This window comes from Halanaerobium congolense (genome assembly GCF_004366375.1).
In the GTDB taxonomy this organism is placed as follows: domain Bacteria; phylum Bacillota; class Halanaerobiia; order Halanaerobiales; family Halanaerobiaceae; genus Halanaerobium; species Halanaerobium congolense.
In genome coordinates this window covers 85194-102033 of sequence record NZ_SOEF01000004.1, presented here as the reverse complement: position 1 = coordinate 102033, position 16840 = coordinate 85194, and the positions used below count along the sequence as shown (strand labels likewise).

General features: G+C 35.0%; 19 protein-coding genes. 4 read left to right on the top strand and 15 right to left on the bottom strand.

Features of this window, described 5'->3' with window-relative positions:
- Positions 1-171 precede the first annotated feature (171 nt).
- From C7954_RS02710 to C7954_RS02665, 10 genes are all read right to left on the bottom strand, one after another.
- Positions 172-372 (bottom strand): cold-shock protein, encoded by a 201-nt coding sequence (locus tag C7954_RS02710; protein ID WP_208107116.1) that lies wholly within the window; start codon positions 370-372, stop codon positions 172-174.
- Between the two features lie 293 nt (positions 373-665).
- Positions 666-866, bottom strand: a complete 201-nt coding sequence (locus C7954_RS02705; protein ID WP_208107117.1) for a cold-shock protein — start codon at positions 864-866, stop codon at positions 666-668.
- 158 nt (positions 867-1024) lie between these two features.
- A complete protein-coding gene (gene trpA / locus C7954_RS02700) occupies positions 1025-1807 on the bottom strand; it encodes a tryptophan synthase subunit alpha (RefSeq protein WP_089720121.1) in 783 nt (260 codons plus the stop codon).
- Positions 1800-2984, bottom strand: coding sequence for a tryptophan synthase subunit beta (trpB, locus tag C7954_RS02695; protein ID WP_073157415.1), 1185 nt, complete (start codon positions 2982-2984; stop codon positions 1800-1802). The genes trpA and trpB overlap by 8 nt, the downstream gene beginning before the upstream one ends.
- A gap of 52 nt (positions 2985-3036) precedes the next feature.
- Positions 3037-3663 carry a phosphoribosylanthranilate isomerase gene (locus C7954_RS02690; protein ID WP_134058616.1) on the bottom strand — a complete coding sequence of 209 codons (627 nt, stop codon included), beginning with the start codon at positions 3661-3663 and terminating at the stop codon, positions 3037-3039.
- A gap of 28 nt (positions 3664-3691) precedes the next feature.
- Entirely contained in the window at positions 3692-4435 is a 744-nt protein-coding gene (trpC, locus tag C7954_RS02685) for an indole-3-glycerol phosphate synthase TrpC (protein ID WP_073157413.1), read from the bottom strand.
- Complete coding sequence (trpD, locus tag C7954_RS02680; protein ID WP_073157410.1) at positions 4436-5473, bottom strand: anthranilate phosphoribosyltransferase; 1038 nt, start codon at positions 5471-5473, stop codon at positions 4436-4438.
- A gap of 110 nt (positions 5474-5583) precedes the next feature.
- Positions 5584-6147, bottom strand: a complete 564-nt coding sequence (locus C7954_RS02675) for an anthranilate synthase component II (RefSeq protein WP_073157408.1) — start codon at positions 6145-6147, stop codon at positions 5584-5586.
- Complete coding sequence (locus tag C7954_RS02670; protein ID WP_073157405.1) at positions 6131-7639, bottom strand: anthranilate synthase component I family protein; 1509 nt, start codon at positions 7637-7639, stop codon at positions 6131-6133. Before C7954_RS02670 ends, C7954_RS02675 begins: the two co-directional genes overlap by 17 nt.
- Before the next feature lie 403 nt (positions 7640-8042).
- Positions 8043-8858 (bottom strand): ZIP family metal transporter, encoded by an 816-nt coding sequence (locus tag C7954_RS02665; protein WP_073157403.1) that lies wholly within the window; start codon positions 8856-8858, stop codon positions 8043-8045.
- Between the two features lie 265 nt (positions 8859-9123).
- On the opposite strand from C7954_RS02665, the gene C7954_RS02660 reads away from it, so the two are divergent.
- From C7954_RS02660 to C7954_RS02645, 4 genes are all read left to right on the top strand, one after another.
- The gene (locus C7954_RS02660; RefSeq protein WP_089655839.1) at positions 9124-9465 is read left to right on the top strand and encodes an ArsR/SmtB family transcription factor; all 342 of its coding nucleotides are present in this window, start codon (positions 9124-9126) and stop codon (positions 9463-9465) included.
- A gap of 33 nt (positions 9466-9498) precedes the next feature.
- Positions 9499-9894, top strand: coding sequence for a hypothetical protein (locus C7954_RS02655; RefSeq protein WP_110300929.1), 396 nt, complete (start codon positions 9499-9501; stop codon positions 9892-9894).
- Positions 9895-9918: 24 nt separating this feature from the next.
- Positions 9919-10182 (top strand): SHOCT domain-containing protein, encoded by a 264-nt coding sequence (locus C7954_RS02650; protein ID WP_089655841.1) that lies wholly within the window; start codon positions 9919-9921, stop codon positions 10180-10182.
- A gap of 177 nt (positions 10183-10359) precedes the next feature.
- Positions 10360-12654: a family 65 glycosyl hydrolase domain-containing protein gene (locus C7954_RS02645; protein ID WP_089722801.1), complete on the top strand. Its 2295-nt coding sequence runs from the start codon at positions 10360-10362 to the stop codon at positions 12652-12654.
- Positions 12655-12738: 84 nt separating this feature from the next.
- Here the strand turns inward: C7954_RS02645 and C7954_RS02640 are convergent, their stop codons facing one another.
- The 5 genes from C7954_RS02640 to C7954_RS02620 form a co-directional block, all read right to left on the bottom strand.
- Positions 12739-13470, bottom strand: a complete 732-nt coding sequence (locus C7954_RS02640; protein ID WP_073157395.1) for an HAD family hydrolase — start codon at positions 13468-13470, stop codon at positions 12739-12741.
- A gap of 55 nt (positions 13471-13525) precedes the next feature.
- A complete protein-coding gene (locus tag C7954_RS02635; protein ID WP_073157392.1) occupies positions 13526-14020 on the bottom strand; it encodes a GAF domain-containing protein in 495 nt (164 codons plus the stop codon).
- A 24-nt stretch (positions 14021-14044) separates the two neighbouring features.
- Positions 14045-14980 (bottom strand): LysO family transporter, encoded by a 936-nt coding sequence (locus C7954_RS13785; RefSeq protein WP_081374518.1) that lies wholly within the window; start codon positions 14978-14980, stop codon positions 14045-14047.
- 16 nt (positions 14981-14996) lie between these two features.
- Positions 14997-16067, bottom strand: coding sequence for an alanine racemase (locus tag C7954_RS02625; protein ID WP_073157389.1), 1071 nt, complete (start codon positions 16065-16067; stop codon positions 14997-14999).
- A 281-nt stretch (positions 16068-16348) separates the two neighbouring features.
- Entirely contained in the window at positions 16349-16789 is a 441-nt protein-coding gene (locus tag C7954_RS02620; RefSeq protein WP_073157386.1) for an Hsp20/alpha crystallin family protein, read from the bottom strand.
- Positions 16790-16840: the final 51 nt, after the last annotated feature.

Genomic DNA, 16840 nt, shown 5'->3' with positions numbered 1-16840 from the left:
CATAATATTATCCAAACTAATACAAAAAAATTAAAACTTTTAACTATAATAATGTAATAATTTTAAATTATTTTAAAATATTACATTTTTTCTACTATAATTAGAAAAACCCTGACCACTTAAAAAAGTAATCAGGGCTTACAATTCTTAATTATAAAACTTTTATATGCTTTATAACTTAACGATATTAGCAGCTTGTGGGCCGCGATCGCCTTCTACGATTTCAAATTCTACTTCCTGACCTTCTTCAAGGTTTTTGAAACCTTCTTCTTCAATAGCTGAGAAGTGTGCGAACACGTCGTCTCCATCTTCTCTTTCAATAAAGCCAAAACCTTTTTTCCCATCAAACCACTTAACTGTTCCTGTGTAAATCATTAAATAAATTCCTCCTATTATTAACGATGGAAGTGTTACTTGTTTTTTGTTTTCCATCTTTTACAGTTTAGCATTATAAAATGCTTCTGTCAACAATTATTTCAAATTATTTTTTTCTTGCTTTAATTTTCATTTTTATAGACCGTCATTTAGCCGCTCAATGACATTTTGTAACTTAAATTACAATTTTCAATCCAATTCTTAAATCCGGTTACAATAAAGCTAATAGTTTAGAAAAGCTCTGTCCAATTGAATGAACAGAGCCTTAAATTCATAAAACTATCTATGCTTTATAATTTAACGATATTAGCAGCTTGTGGGCCGCGATCGCCTTCTACGATTTCGAATTCTACTTCCTGACCTTCTTCAAGGTTTTTGAAACCGTCTTCTTCAATAGCTGAGAAGTGTGCGAACACGTCGTCTCCGTCTTCTCTTTCAATAAATCCAAATCCCTTTTTCCCATCAAACCACTTAACTGTTCCTGTGTAAATCATTAAATAAATTCCTCCTAATTTTTAACGATGGAATTCTTACTTGTTTTTTTCTCCATCTCCCATAGTATAGCATTCTGAGACATCACTGTCAAGAATTATTTCGATTTTATTTTCATTTTCTTTATTTTTCTCATCTATTCTTTAAGTTTTCATTTTTATAATTTGCTTTTTATGCTCTTTACAAACTGCCCTGCATTATTTAACATTTCATCTTCATTATTACCAGCCTGAATAACTTTTATCAGCGCACTACCGATAATAATTCCATCAGAATAATCAATTATTTTTTTTGCCTTTTCCGGGCCATCAATACCAAAGCCCAGCCCCAGCGGCAGTTCACCTGCTGTTTTGCGAACTCGATTCAAATATGTTTCTAATTCAGGATAAATTCCCTGCTGATCATCACCGGTTGTCCCCAAGTGGGCTACACAGTAGAGAAAGCCTGAACTTTTAGCTGATATCTTTTTTAAGCGCTGCTCGGAAGTGTTGGGAGTTACCAGCATAATTTGAGAAATATCAAATTCAGCTAGATATTTAAATAGATCTGCTCGCTCATCAACCGGCAGATCAGGAACAATTACCCCTGAAATTCCAGCCTTTGAAATATCTCTAGCAAATTCTTTTTCTCCATAATTTAAAATTGAATTATAATATCCCATTAGTATTAATGGGACTTCAACTCGATTTTGAATTTTATCTAGTTTTGCTATTAACTTTTTTAAAGTAGTTCCAGCTTTTAGGGCTCTTTGTGAGGCTTCTTGAATAACCGGACCATCAGCTAAAGGATCAGAAAAAGGAATCCCAATTTCTATAAGATCTACACCTTCATTCTGCAGCTTGTAGATCAGTTTTTCAGTCATCTCCAGGCTGGGATCACCACCACTAATATAAGTAATCAGAGCATTTTTATTTTGAAACTGTGCTGTAATCTTATTCATCTTTTTCAGCCTCCCTGATCTTTTTGAAATTATTAATATCTTTATCTCCCCGACCCGAAAGATTAACAACTATTAGCTGATCTTGATCAAGTTCTGGAGCCAGTTTTTCTAAATATGAGAGAGCATGGGAGCTCTCCAGTGCAGGAATAATCCCTTCTTTTTCACTTAACAATTTAAAAGCAGCTATTGCCTCCAGATCAGATGCTGAATGATATTTTACCCGCTCAATTGATTTTAAATAGCTGTGCTCTGGACCGACACCTGGATAATCAAGACCAGCAGAAATAGAATAGGCTGGAATAATCTGTCCATCATCATCCTGCAGCAGATAGGATTTACTGCCGTGTAAAACTCCAACCCGACCGGCAGTTAAAGTAGCTGCATGCTGACCGCTGTCAATTCCTTTACCAGAAGCTTCAACCCCGATTAAATTAACTTCTTTGTCTTCTACAAAAGGATAAAAAATTCCCATCGCATTACTGCCACCGCCAACACAGGCTAAGATATAATCCGGCAGCCTACCTTCTTTCTCTTTAATCTGCTCTTTAGTCTCATCTCCTATAATCCGCTGAAAGTCACGAACCATCTCCGGATAAGGATGGGGTCCAACTACAGAACCAATGATATAGTGAGTATTTTCAACATTGGTTACCCAATCTCGTATCGCTTCGTTTGTGGCATCTTTCAATGTTCGGCTGCCGCTGGTAACTGGAATAACTTCTGCCCCCAGCATTTCCATTTTATAAACATTAAGTGCCTGCCTTTCAATATCTTCAGCTCCCATATAGACTTTGCAATCTAGATTAAAGCGGGCCGCCACGGTGGCAGTTGCCACTCCATGTTGACCGGCTCCAGTTTCAGCTATTATTCTTTTTTTACCCATCTTTCTGGCCAACAGGATCTGTCCTAAAGTATTATTAATTTTATGAGCACCTGTGTGATTTAAATCTTCACGCTTCAAGTAAATCTTTGCTCCCCCATAGTATTTAGTCAGCTGTTCTGCATAATATAAAGAAGTCGGCCTGCCGCTGTAGTCAGCAAGCAGTGCCTTTAATTCATTAATAAATTCCGGATCATTTTTCAATGCTAAATAAACTTCTTCCAGCTCGTCTAAAGCCGGCATTAAAGTTTCTGGGACAAAGCGTCCCCCAAATTCTTCAAAATAACCTCTGCTCATTTTCTCTACTCCTTTCAAATGAAAATTAATTAAATTTTTGTTTAAGTTCACCCTATTTTTTAAATTTTTTTATTTTCTCTACTGTTTTTTTAACCAGATGATTATTTTTCTTACCTGGTTCAGCTTCCACTCTGCTGTTAATATCAACAGCTAAGGGTTTTAGCTGTTTAAGAGCTTCTTCTATGTTATCTGCTCCCAGACCGCCGGCAAGTATATAGGGCAGCTCCAGTTCTCTGATCAGAGACCAGTTAAAACTCTGGCCTGTGCCTCCACTCTGACTGCCAATTTTTGTATCAAAAAGGAGATAATCAGCACTTTCTAGATACTTTTCAACTTCTGTCAGATCTTCTTGAGCTGCAATAGAAATGGCCTTAATACTTTTCAAAACTGTTCTGGCAAGCATTTTCGGCTCCTCACTGCCGTGAAACTGAATATAATCAAATAAACCGCTATTTTCAATCTCTGCTACTTTTTCCAGCTCAGGATTAACCACAACTGCTACCCGAGCGATAAAAGGCGGCAGATTATCGGTTAATTCTTTAACCTTTTCTAGAGTAACCTGCCGCGGACTTTTCGCCAGAATAAAACCCATAGCGTCAACTCCAGTATTAACTGCATAGGCAACATCTTCTCCCCGGGTCATTCCACAAAGCTTAATCATTGTTCTGTTCTCTAACAAAATATTCACCCCACAATTTTATTCTAAATTAATTGAGACCTAATTCTTTGATTTTAGCTGCTGGAGACTCTGCTCTCATTAATGTTTCTCCGATTAAAACTCCGTCTACTCCAATTTCTTTTAAAAAATCTAAATCTTCTTTAGTTTTAATTCCACTTTCAGCAATTAGATAATGATTGTCTCTCTCCCCAAGCTTCTCCAATTCTGCAGCTAACTCTGCTGTTGTTTTAAGTTGAACACTAAAATCATTTAAATCACGATTATTAATTCCAATTATCTCCGCCTCAGTTTTTAAAACTCGCTTTAAATCCGCCAGGCTGTGCACCTCAACTATTGCTTCCAACTTCAGCTCTCTGCAGATATCTAAAAATTTATTTAACTCCTGATCAGTCAAAATTGCTGCAATTAAGAGCACTACATCGGCTCCAATAAAAAAGCTCTCATAAACCTGCAGGGGATCAATAATAAATTCCTTCCTTAAAATCGGCAGCTCAGTCAGTTTTCTCATCTGCTTTAAAATCTGATTGTTTCCCTGAAAAAATTTCTGGTCAGTTAAAACTGAAATCCCTGCAGCACCTGCCTTTTCATAAGCTTTAAGCTGTACATCCGGTTTAAAATTTGGCTGAATAAGTCCTTTGCTGGGTGAGGCCTTTTTGATTTCTGCCAGCAGTGAAATCTTATCTGAAGCCAGCTTCTCTTTTAAGGATCTTCTCTTAGTTTTAAGTTCTTTGACTTCTTTCTTTTTATGCTCTACAATTTTATCTAAAATCATTTAGGATACCGCCCTAGAGCTGCTGTCAAGTGAGTTACTACAATTAATCAGTTCTTCTAATTTTTGCATAGCCTTACCGCTATCTATCAGTTCTTCTGCCAGCTGTACACCTTCCCGCAGACTCTCAACTTTATCCTCGACCAAAAATGCTGCTGCTGAATTAAGCAGAATCACATCTCTTTTAGGACCTTTTTTACCCTGCAAAATATCTAAGGTAATTTCTTTATTTTCTTCCGGCTCTCCTCCTAAAATTGATTCTAGTGATGCAGCTTTAAGTCCGGCATCTTCTGCTCTAAAATTATATTCTCTAATTTTTCCATCTTTTAAATAGGCTGTCTTATTTTCTCCTGCCAGGGAGAGCTCATCTACTCCACCGGCACCGTAAACAACCATTGCTGATTTTAATCCCAAGTTTTTGAGAACATGGGCCAGCGGCATTACCAATTCCTCTTTATAGACCCCCAGTATCTGATAATCAGCTTCTGCTGGATTGGTCAATGGTCCTAAAATATTAAAAATAGTTCTTAAACCAAGTTCTTTGCGGGGGCCAACCGCATATTTCATTGCCTGATGAAAATGAGGTGCAAACAAAAATGATATTCCAATTTCATCCAAACACTTTCCTGCCGCCTCAGGACTTAAATCAATTTTCACTCCTAAAGCTTCCAGCAGATCAGCACTGCCGCTTTTTGAAGAAACTGAGCGGTTGCCGTGTTTGGCAACATTCAGACCACCGGCTGCCATTACCAGAGCTGTGGTTGTAGAAATATTAAAGGTTCCTTTTTCATCACCACCGGTTCCACAGCTGTCGATCAAATCCCTAGCTTCAGTTTTTACTCCGGCTGCCTTACTGCGCATTACACTTGCTGCTCCGGTTATCTCATCAATTGTTTCTCCCTTCATCCTCAGACCAACCAAAAAAGCTGCCAGCTGGCTGTCTGTAGTTTTTCCTTCCATCACCATTGACATTGCTTCTTTCATCTCAGCTAATGTTAAATTCTCTCTGCTCACTACTTTATCTAAATGTTTATTAAACATCTTCTCTCCTCCTCTAAAACTAATTCTCATCTCAGCTAATTTTTTAAAAATAATTTTGCTAAAACCTTTAAAATTTATTTAAATTAAAACATTTTATTTTTTTCTCTAAATTAAAGCTCTAAAAAATTCTTAATTAGCTTTCTTCCAACCTCAGTTAAAATTGATTCTGGATGAAACTGGACTCCATATACAGGATAGTCTCTGTGCTTTAAGGCCATAATTTCACCTTCCTCACTTTCTGCCAGCACCTCAAGTTCTGGACTTAAGCTTTTTTGATCAACTATCAGAGAATGATAGCGAGCTGCCAAAAATCCGTTTTCAATCCCAGCAAATAATTTGTCATCTTTAACTTTTTTTATAGCTGAGCTTTTGCCGTGTACAATTCTATCTGCTTCAACAACTTCTGAACTAAAAACCTCCCCAATACACTGATGACCAAGGCAGACTCCTAAAATATCAATTTTATCCTTAAAATACTCGATCAGCTCTTTCGAAATTCCAGCATCATCTGGTCGACCGGGCCCCGGTGAAATTATAATTTTATCTGGAGCCATAATTGCTGCATCTTCAACACTCAACTTATCATTGCGCAGAACCTTTACCTGGTCAAATCCTTCCAGCAGGTGGACTAAATTATAAGTAAAAGAATCATAATTATCAATTACTAAAATCACGGATACCATCCTCTCTGACCACTTTTAGAGCCTCAAATAGAGCCTGCCCTTTGCTAAGTGTCTCCTGATATTCTTTGATCGGATCCGAATCAGCGACAATTCCAGCTCCAACCTGTAAGTTAAGCCTGCCTTCGACTAAAGAAAAAGTCCTGATTGTAATACAGCTGTCTAAGTTACCATTGAAACTTAAATAAGCTATAGTGCCTGCATAAACTCCCCGTGCTTCTTTTTCCAGTCCATCAATCAGTTCGACTGCCTTTATTTTAGGAGCACCTGAAACCGTACCAGCGGGAAAAACTGCCTGCAGCACATCCAGACTGTCCAGCCCCTCTCTTAAATCAGCTTCAACTTGAGAAACAATATGCATTACCTTTGAATAAAATTCAACCTCCATCAATTCTGTGACTTCCACACTTCCGGGAGCAGCAATTCGGCTTAGATCATTGCGGCCGAGGTCTAAAAGCATTGTATGCTCAGCCTTTTCTTTCTCATCATTTAAAAGGTCCATTTTCAGTTCCTGATCTTCTCTGCTGTCTTTACCTCTAGGTCTGGTTCCTGCCAGCGGCCTGGTCATTACCCTCTGACCTCTAACTCTGACCAGTACTTCTGGTGAAGAACCAATGATTCTAATCTCAGGAAAATTCAAATAAAAGGAATAAGGAGAAGGATTTACTGACCTTAAAGCCCGATATATCTTAAAAGGAGGTAGATCATTTTTTATAGAAAATTTCTGAGACAGTACAATTTGAAAAATATCTCCTGCCCTAATATGTGCTTTTGCCTTTTCTACCATCTTTTTATACTCTCTTTTTGAAGTATTAGATTTTAATATTTTTTTCTCTCTGCTGTCTAACTTAATTTTTTTAGGCTTCAATTCAGAACTGCTGTTTTCGATCTCAGTTTTCACCTTTTTAATTTCTTCTTTAGCCTGTAGATATATTTTTTCTTTTTCACCTCTACTTAACTCCTGATCAACTTTAAGATTGTTTATGATTTTTACTGTATTATGCAGATGATCATAGGCCAGAATTATCTTGCTCATTACCAGCAGACTAAGAGGAGTATTATCTTTCTTTAATTCTTTATCTGCTTCTAAATGATAAATTTGCTCCCATCTTTCTATCATCTCATAATTAAAATAGCCAACAAAGCCGCCGGAAAAAGGGGGTAATTTCTCATTTTCATAAACTTTAAGTTCGGCCAACTGCTGCTGAAGATAGGGCACTATCTCCTGCCCAATTAAATTTTCTTTTTTACCAGCTTTAATCACCTCTAAATGATCATTATAGTTTTTGATGACTGCTGCCGGCTTGAGACCAATAAAAGAGTAGCGGTCATTTTCTGAACTCTCTAAAAGATAGCTGTAGTCTTTATTTAAAGCTAATTTTTTATATAAAGAAATAGGAGTTTCGATATCTGCAATAAACTCATCATAAATTGGAATTAGATTATATTCTGCTGTTAATTCTAAAAATTCTTCTCTGTTCTTCATCTCTTTCCTCCTTAATATTTCAGTTTTCTGCCCTGAAATCAAAAAACGGTCAGAGCTTAATTAAAAGCCTGACCTTAGTTATCTTAAAGTAAGAGATTTTTTAGTTAAAAATAAGTATTTAATCCATTAATTTTTTGCTGTCTCTCCAATAATCAAGAAAAGATAGACTTAATTAAGTAAGATTAAATTTTAATATCAGAAGCTAAATGCCTCCAAAATATTTTAACTAAAAACAAAAAGCCACGTTTATATAAATAGATATAAACCTGGCCCATTAAATGCACAACAATATTGGCTCTGCTAATCTCATCTCTAACTCTTCTCTACTAATCTGGGCTCTTCTCATCTCGAATTTTTTCAAGTATATATTATTTATTCAGTATTGTCAAGAAAATATTTTCAGTTAACCCAGGGAAACATCTAAAAACATCATAACTGCAAAACCGAGCATTAAACCGGTAGTCGCTAAATGACTGTTCCCCTCAGAGTTTGCTTCAGGTATTAACTCTTCTCCTACTACAAAGATCATTGCTCCAGCAGCAAAGGCTAAAGCATAAGGTAGTATTGGTCTCATATAATAAACTCCTGCAGCTCCGATAACTCCAGCAATCGGTTCTACAATACCTGAAGACTGACCATAAAGAAAACTCTTTTTTGAAGAAAGACCCTCTCTTTTTAAAGGAATAGAAACAGCTGCCCCTTCCGGAAAGTTCTGCAGACCAATCCCCAATGCCAGAGCAACAGCTCCAGCAACAGAGGCAGAGGGGATATTAACTGCTGCTGCACCAAAGGCCACTCCAACTGCTAGACCTTCTGGAAAGTTATGTAAAGTAACAGCCAGAACAAGCAAAATACTCCTCTGCCATTTAGTTTTAATTCCTTCAGGTTCACTATTGGCTAAAGCAGGGTGTAAATGTGGTAATACAATATCAACCAGCCGCAAAAATATTCCCCCCATTAGAAAACCAATTACAGCGGGAATCCAACCGGCCACACCTAAATTTTCAGAAATTTCTATTGCTGGAGCAAGTAAAGACCAGAAACTGGCTGCTATCATCACTCCAGCAGCAAAGCCAAGCATGCCATCAAGAAGTCTGCGGTCTACCTCGGTAAAAAAGAAAACAACCCCAGCTCCTAAAGCTGTGACAAACCAGGTAAATAATGTTGCCAACAGGGCCTGGGTTATTGGTGATACAGTATTTAAAAAATCTAGAATCATCAAACCACCTCCAATATTAATAAATTAAAAATTTTTATCAAAACTATAAATTTAGATCTTTATATTTGGAACTATTTATATCATACATTAAATAAAGTGAAATTAAAAGATAAAAAATATCTAATTCTATTGATATTTTAAGATAAATAAAGTATGATATAAATAAAGATTTATATAAATATCTATTTACTTCGAGGTGATAGAGTGAAATTCTGCTTGCAAACCTCGAGGGCTTGCCCCGAGGAGGATCAAGAGGAGGGTCAAAATGATTAATAATAAGGATATAAATAAATTATCTAATCTATTTCAATTATTAGCAGAAAAAAATAGATTAAAAATTATTTTTGCTTTAGAAGACAAAGCTTTGTCAGTCACAGAAATAACAAAAATAACCGAATTATCTCAGCCTTTAGCATCTTTTCACTTAAAAGCTCTAAACGAAGCTGGATTAATTAAAAAATTTAGGAAATCTTCATTTGTCTATAATAAGTTAGTCAATAAAAACCTACTCCTTTTAATTAAAAGCTTTCTTAATTTTAGTGCTGAGCAATTTGAAGAAAACGAAAATCCAGATAGTTTCTATTTTCCTTTTCCACCCTGGAAATAATCTTTTATTCAAACTTAATTGGAGGTGTTAAATATGACAGTAGGTTCTTGTGGAGAAAGTGAAAACAAAGAAAATAATGGAGGTAATAATATGATGCCAGATATGGCTAAAAAAATGATGTCCAAAATGCAGAATAGCAGCTTTAGCCCTCAAAAAATGTGTGAAAATATGACTGCTTCAATTGAAAAAACAGCAAAATTAGCTGGTCAGGCAAACGATGAAGTCCAAATGTTATTTGAAGAGTGGGCAGGAGAAGTTGAAAAAGAATTATTAGTAATTTTAGAAAATAATTGTCAGACTGATAATCAAAATTTTGATGCTGCTGAAATTGCTGATAAGCTAAAAGTTAGTGAAAATACAGTTCTTTTCTTTTTAAGCAGATTAATTAAAGATAAAAAAGTTGAAGTAGTAAAATTAAAAATAAAGTAAAATTTTAGGCAAGGAGGTTTTAGTATGCCCTTTTTCTTTAGCGGATTCTGGATGCTGCCAATGTTTATTATGCCAATAATGGCCTTTTTAATGATCTTCTTTCTCTATAAAAAAGGATTCTTTAATTTTATTTTTGAACAATTTAATAATCAAAAACAACATTCTAATTTAAATCAGGATAATCTGCTCGAAAATAAAAAAGTTCTAGAAATTATTAAATTAAGATATGCAAAAGGAGAAATATCAACTGAGGAATATCACGAACTAAAAAATGAGTTAAAGAATTAAAGTCTTTAAGGGTTCAACTTGAAATTATATCCATTATTAAATTCACATTATACTGTTACTGCTTATACTATTAATGCAGCCTGATAGTCTTAATAATTTACAAATAATTTTAAAATGGAAGCACTTTCATTAATCAAGTTTCTCTGATATAATTTAGTCGAAAGGTAGGTGAACATTTTGAAAAAATATTTTGAAGTTGATGAATGGCAAGTTATTGAAAATGATTTTGATAAAAATTACAACCGAGTTACCGAGAGTGTTATGAGTCTAGGTAACGGTCATATGGGCCTTCGAGGGAATTTTGCTGAAAATTACACTGGAGACAGCCTGCAGGGTACATATATTGCTGGTGTCTATTATCCGGATAAGACTATCGTTGGTTGGTGGAAAAACGGGTATCCGGAATATTTTGCTAAAATTGCTAATGCTGCCAACTTTATCGGTATAAATTTACAAATAGATGGTACAGAAATTGATTTAAATAAAGTTGATTTCAGTAATTTTAAACGGGTATTAAATATGAAAAAGGCTTTTTTGGAAAGATCTTTTACTGTTGAGCTGGAAAACAATCGGGTTGAAATTATAGAAAAAAGATTTTTAAATCAAAAAAATAAAGAACTAGCTGCTGTTAAGTATCAAGTCCGTCCTCTTGCTCAAGATGCTGAAATAGTTTTAATTCCTCATCTTGATGGTGATGTCAAAAATGAAGATGCAAATTATAATGAATTTTTCTGGGAAGGACTAAAAAAGAAAAATAATAAAGGTAAAGCTCTGCTTTCAATGAAAACCAGAAAGTCTGATTTTGTTGTAGCTACTGCTATGAATTGGGATTTAAATAAAAAAGAACGCAAAGTTGAGCTGTTAACAGGACCAGGAGATGAAAATTATGTTGGTAATAAAATAACACTTAAAGCTGCTGCTGGAGAAAAAATTGAGCTAAATAAATATATTGCTGTCTGCACCAGCAGAGACTATGAAGAAAATTTAGTCAGCAAAAAAGCAGAAAAAAAAGCTGCTGCAGCAGAATTCAGAGGCTACGAAGATCTTTTTACAGAACATAAAGAGGCCTGGGCCAAAATTTGGCAGGAAAGTGATATTAAAATTAAAGGTGATCCAGAAGCACAGCAGGGAATTCGCTTCAACATTTTTCATCTCAATCAAACTTATACCGGCCATGATCCCCGTTTAAATATTGGACCTAAAGGATTTACAGGAGAAAAATATGGTGGCTTAACTTACTGGGATACAGAGGCTTACTGTCTTCCCTTTTATCTCGCTACCCACAGTGAAGATGTTTCTCGAAATTTATTATTATATAGATATAATCACTTAGAAAAAGCAGTTGAAAATGCTGATAAATTAGATTTAGAAGGTGCTCTTTACCCAATGGTGACAATCAATGGTGAAGAATGCCATAATGAATGGGAAATAACCTTTGAGGAAATTCACCGTAATGGAGCCATAGCTCATGCAGTTAAAGATTATGTGGATTATACAGGTGATGAAGAATATATTAAAGAATATGGAATCCCAGTCTTAGCACAGATTTCACGATTTTGGGCTGACAGAGCTCATTTTAATTCCCACAAAGATAAGTATATGATTCTGGGAGTAACAGGTCCAAATGAGTATGAAAATAATGTCAACAATAACTGGTATACTAATCGAATAGCAGTCTGGACACTAAATTATACACTTGAAAATTTAGAACAAATCAAAAAAAATGATCCTGCTAAATATGAAGAATGGATTTCTGAACTTGAACTTGAAGATTCTGAGCTTGAATTATGGCAGGATATGACCGAAAAAATGTATTATCCTTATCTTGAAGAATTTGATGTTTATTCTCAGCAGGACGGCTATCTTGACAAAGAACAAAAATTAGTTTCCGACCTGGAGGAAGAAGATATTCCACTGCATAAAAACTGGTCCTGGGACAAAATTTTACGCTCACCTTATATTAAACAGGCAGATGTGCTGCAGGGAATCTATTACTTTAAAGAGGACTTTGATCGTGCCAGTATCGCCCGCCACTATGATTTTTATGAACCGCGTACTGTCCATGAGTCTTCACTTTCTCCCTGTATTTATTCGCTTCTGGCAGCTGACCTTGAGCGGGAAGAAAAAGCATATCAGCTGTATTTAAGAACTGCCCGCCTCGATCTTGATAACTACAATACTGATACAGATGATGGCCTGCATATTACAAGCATGGCCGGAACCTGGATGTCAATTGTTAAAGGCTTTGCCGGTTTTAAAGTGCAAAATGATCAGGTAGAATTTAGACCATTTTTACCAGAAGCCTGGGATGGATTTAACTTTATGATTATATTTAGGGGCCGCAGAATTAAAGTTAATGTTGAACAGGAAGAAACTACTTTTTATCTAGAAGCTGGGGCTGATTTAAAAATTAAAGTTTATGGTCAGGACTATCTGCTAAACCAGAAAGAAGAACTTGTAGTTGAAAAGTAAAGAAAATTGCTTAAAAATGAAACTAAAAAATAATGAAAAAGTAAAAACTCCAGCAGACTAAAATTAATCTCGCTGGAGTTTTTCTTATATCTCTCTTTTAATTAAATCTTTAAATTCTTTTAAACTACCCCGCCATTCTATCGGATAATCACTGCCTTTTCTTTTAATTAATTTATCTTCAATAATAAAAGTTTTGATTCCTAACTCTGCAGCTGCAGCATCTTCTTTTAAATCATTACCAATCATTAAACAGTTTTCAGGATCTACATTAATTTTTTCTAATATTTCCTGATAATAATTGGGGTTTGGTTTAGAATAACTCATATTTTCATAATGGGTTAAAAGCTCAAAATCAGCGGGATCAATACCTGTCCAGCTTAGTCTTTTTTCAACTGCCTTTTTGGGAAAAAGAGGATTTGTTGCTAAAACAAGCTTTTTCCCCTGTTTTTTTAGATACTTAATAATTTCTAAAGGAGTTTCCTTATCAATTTCAAAATATTTACCTAAGGCCTCAAATTTATTTTGATAAAATTGATCAAATCGTTCTTTTATCTGCTCAACCTCAGTCTGCTTATTAATATCTATTTTTTTCATAAACTCTTCCATAAAAGCCTGCTGATTGCTTGAACTACCATCATTCTTTATCATTTTCTGGGTAGAAGCCATTAAAAGATTAATAAAATCACTTTGCTCTTCAAACAAATCTTTAAATTCCAAAGAAAGAGCTCTAAAATAGTGCTTTAAAAACTCTTCTGTTTCAATTGTTAAGAGTGTTCCATCTAAATCAAAAAGAAAAACATCTTTATCTTTAAACAAAATTTAACCTCCTATAGATTCCAATCTAAATTTATTAATTAACTGAGAATTTTTCTTAAAATTTTTCCATCAGTGGTAGAAAATCTGTTTCATCAACTAAAATATCTACAAATTCCTGCAAATATTTTCGATCAAGCTCATCAAAACGAGATTTCTGAGGACTGTCAATATCTAGAACAGCTATAACTTCTCCGGCAACTATTATCGGCAGCACAATTTCTGATTTAGAATTTGAATCACAGGCAATATGGCCGGGAAACTGATGTACATCTTCTACCACCATTATTTTGCGCTGAGAATAAGCTGTACCACAAACCCCTTTGTCTTCCTCAATCCGGACACAGGCTGTTTTCCCCTGAAATGGGCCCAAAACAAGCTGGTCATTTTTCCAAATATAATAGCCAGCCCAATTAATATCATCCATAAACTCAAATAAAAGGGCAGAGCTATTTGCTAAATTAGCCAGCCAATCTCCTTCAGGCTGAATTAAAGCCTTCAAAGCCTGGTTCATCTCCTGCAGCTTTTCTTCTTTCTTAATCACTATAATCATTCCTTTCTCTATTTTAAAAATAAGTTAAATGCTTAAAAATAATGGGACTAAAATTGGCACCAGTGTTGAAAGCACTGCTCCACTAATAAAAGCCGGAATCACAACTGCTTCTCCCCCTGCTTCCTTAACAAGTGGTAAGGTAACATCCATTGTTGTTGCACCACCCGGAGCAATTGCTGCCAGGCTGCCAAAATATTTAGCAACAAAGGGCAAAATCATAACAGTCAATAGTTCTCTAAAAACATTTGTCAAAAATGCCAGTGATCCCAATTCTGCACTATGTAACTTAGAAATTAAAACTCCAGATAAACTGTACCAGCCAAAACCCGCTCCAACTGCAGCTGATTCTCCAAGCGAAAAGTTAAATACAAAACCAATTATAACAGTTCCCAACACAGAGGCGGCAGCAATCAGAAGTGGGATTACAATCAATTTCCAGCCCATCAGCTTTAAATCTTCAATAATTTCACGGCTTGCACCAATGTCAATTCCAACTCCAAAGAGCAGCACAGCTAAAGCATAATTGGTTATTAAATCCAAGAATACTGCTTCTCCACCGTTTAAGAAAAAATATCCTGTTAGAATACCGAGCACAACTGATGAAAAAATTAAAATTGTCATTGTATTATCCGCATTTTGTTCTTCAATCTCTGACTCTGTATCAGGATCAGCTCCCAAAAGCAGATTATTTAAGTCTAAAATCTTAACAAAAATTATCACTGCTAAAACACTAAAAATAATGCTGACTGCTGCAAAAACTAGAGCCTGAAAACCAATTTCTCCAAGCTGAAGAAAAATCTTCTCATTACTTCCCAGGTTAGCTCCCATTGCCAGCAGTAAAATAACAAGCCCAATTTTTGTTATTAGGTCTGCAAATTTTACAAAGTAATTTTTTTCGTCTAAGTGAAAACCTAATAATATTCCTGTAAATAAAAATAAAATTATTAAATAAAAATCCAACTCTACCCCTCCACCATTATTCTATATAATTTTTAGTAACATATTGAGAAGTCATTGCTCTTAACATTGCACTATAATTAATTTTAAAATTTAAAATATCTCCCACTTCTAGTTTGCCAGCTGCCTCAGTTACATCAGTTATTAAATGATCACTGCTGCATCCTAAAACTTCTACACCTTCTAGTTCTGGATAAAGACCATGATAATCTATATCCTGTTTGCCAACTGCTAAAATAGCCCGCTGACGCAGACCTTTATCGGCTATAATTTGACCTCTTCCCTGGCCTCCAAAAGCCATCTCTCCTTCAGGATTTGAAGGTTTTTCTTTTAATTCAATTATTTCTGCCTTAAGATGAAAATTATAATGATTAAAACCTTCAATTAAAGATTCATTTATAATATCTGTACCAAGCAGAACTGCCTCCCCCACCCTTAAATTGCTTATTTCAGCTGCTAAGTAGTCGTTTTCTAGAAGTCTTAAAGCAGCAGTATTACCAGCAGATAAAATTTCTAGGCTTCTTCCTAGTTTAGTTTCAAGCTCTTTTTTTATATTTATTAACTTTTTTGTATTATTTTCATCTGGAATAATTCCAGCAAAACAACCTAAATTGGTACCTATACCTTTCATAATAACATTTGGCATCTCTTCAATTTTTAGAGCCAGATCTGCTAAATCAGCTGCCAAAATTCCCTCTCTTCTATCACCAATGTCAACCATAACTATTAAATCAATTTTTTTATCAACCCGCTGTGCCTCTTTTGAAATCAGCTCAGCAATTTTAAGTTCTGTAACTAAAGAGACATCTGTATAACGGACAATTTCTTCCACCTCAGAAGCCATAGGAATTCTGAGCATTAAGGCTTCTCCCTGATAACCAACTTCTCTAAACTTAATTATATTTTCAATTCGAGAGTCGGCTATACTCCCTACTCCCGCCTGCTGATAAGCTTTAAATACATTTGTGTCACCAGCTAAGCCTTTGACAACTGCTGTTAATTTTATATTTTTTGCTTCTAGCTTTTCTTTTAATTTTGCTGCATTCTCTTCAATTTTATTTACATAAATATCAAGCTGTGGATAATTCAATTAAAATCCTCCCCATAAAATTAATTTAAGATGTTTATAATTTATAATTATATTATACTCTACAATTGACAATTCTTCAATTATCAGCTTTTAATTGAACAAAATGTCCTTCGGACAATCTGTATAATACAGTAAGGTTAAATTTTGTTGATAGCGGAAATTATGAAACTATAAATATTATCCACAACAAACCATTAGGTATAATTTCCTGGCTAATAAAAAACCCGACCAAAAGGCCGGGCTTAAATACTAGCTAGATATTATTAAGATTTATTCAAGATTTATTCGATATCGATTGTACGTTTTTTGACGGGTGTCTGTTCTAATTTTGGTAGATGAACTTTTAAAATACCTTCATCATATTCTGCCTTAATTTCATCCTGATCTACATTTTCCAGGTAGAAACTGCGGGTATATTTACCCTGTCTTCTTTCACGACGAATATAATTTTCTTTCTTTTCTTCTTTTTCTTCCTGATGCTCAGCCGAAATAGTTAGATAATCATCATTGAGCTCAAGCTTAATATCTTCCCTTTTCATACCAGGCATTTCAGCTTCAATAGTATATTCGTCATCACTTTCTTTAATATCAACTCTAAAACTGCGTCCTGCAAAGTCCATCACATCACCAAAGAAACCAGAGACCAAGCTGTTAAATGGATCTTCTTCTCTTTCAGCAACATCTCTCCGACTGCGGTTTCTAAATGGTACTAAATCAAACATAAAACCACCTCCGAATTTGATTAATAGTATTTTTTTACCTTTATTCTCTAC

What these genes read in the sequence shown, in the direction of transcription:
- trpA (WP_089720121.1), bottom strand. Translation starts at nt 1,807, where the DNA reads ATGAATAAGATTACAGCACAGTTTCAAAATAAAAATGCTCTGATTACT.
- trpC (WP_073157413.1), bottom strand. Translation starts at nt 4,435, where the DNA reads ATGATTTTAGATAAAATTGTAGAGCATAAAAAGAAAGAAGTCAAAGAA.
- trpB (WP_073157415.1), bottom strand. Translation starts at nt 2,984, where the DNA reads ATGAGCAGAGGTTATTTTGAAGAATTTGGGGGACGCTTTGTCCCAGAA.
- trpD (WP_073157410.1), bottom strand. Translation starts at nt 5,473, where the DNA reads ATGTTTAATAAACATTTAGATAAAGTAGTGAGCAGAGAGAATTTAACA.
- C7954_RS02635 (WP_073157392.1), bottom strand. Translation starts at nt 14,020, where the DNA reads ATGATTATAGTGATTAAGAAAGAAGAAAAGCTGCAGGAGATGAACCAG.
- C7954_RS02650 (WP_089655841.1), top strand. Translation starts at nt 9,919, where the DNA reads ATGCCCTTTTTCTTTAGCGGATTCTGGATGCTGCCAATGTTTATTATG.
- C7954_RS02660 (WP_089655839.1), top strand. Translation starts at nt 9,124, where the DNA reads ATGATTAATAATAAGGATATAAATAAATTATCTAATCTATTTCAATTA.
- C7954_RS02665 (WP_073157403.1), bottom strand. Translation starts at nt 8,858, where the DNA reads ATGATTCTAGATTTTTTAAATACTGTATCACCAATAACCCAGGCCCTG.
- C7954_RS02655 (WP_110300929.1), top strand. Translation starts at nt 9,499, where the DNA reads ATGACAGTAGGTTCTTGTGGAGAAAGTGAAAACAAAGAAAATAATGGA.
- C7954_RS02670 (WP_073157405.1), bottom strand. Translation starts at nt 7,639, where the DNA reads ATGAAGAACAGAGAAGAATTTTTAGAATTAACAGCAGAATATAATCTA.
- C7954_RS02620 (WP_073157386.1), bottom strand. Translation starts at nt 16,789, where the DNA reads ATGTTTGATTTAGTACCATTTAGAAACCGCAGTCGGAGAGATGTTGCT.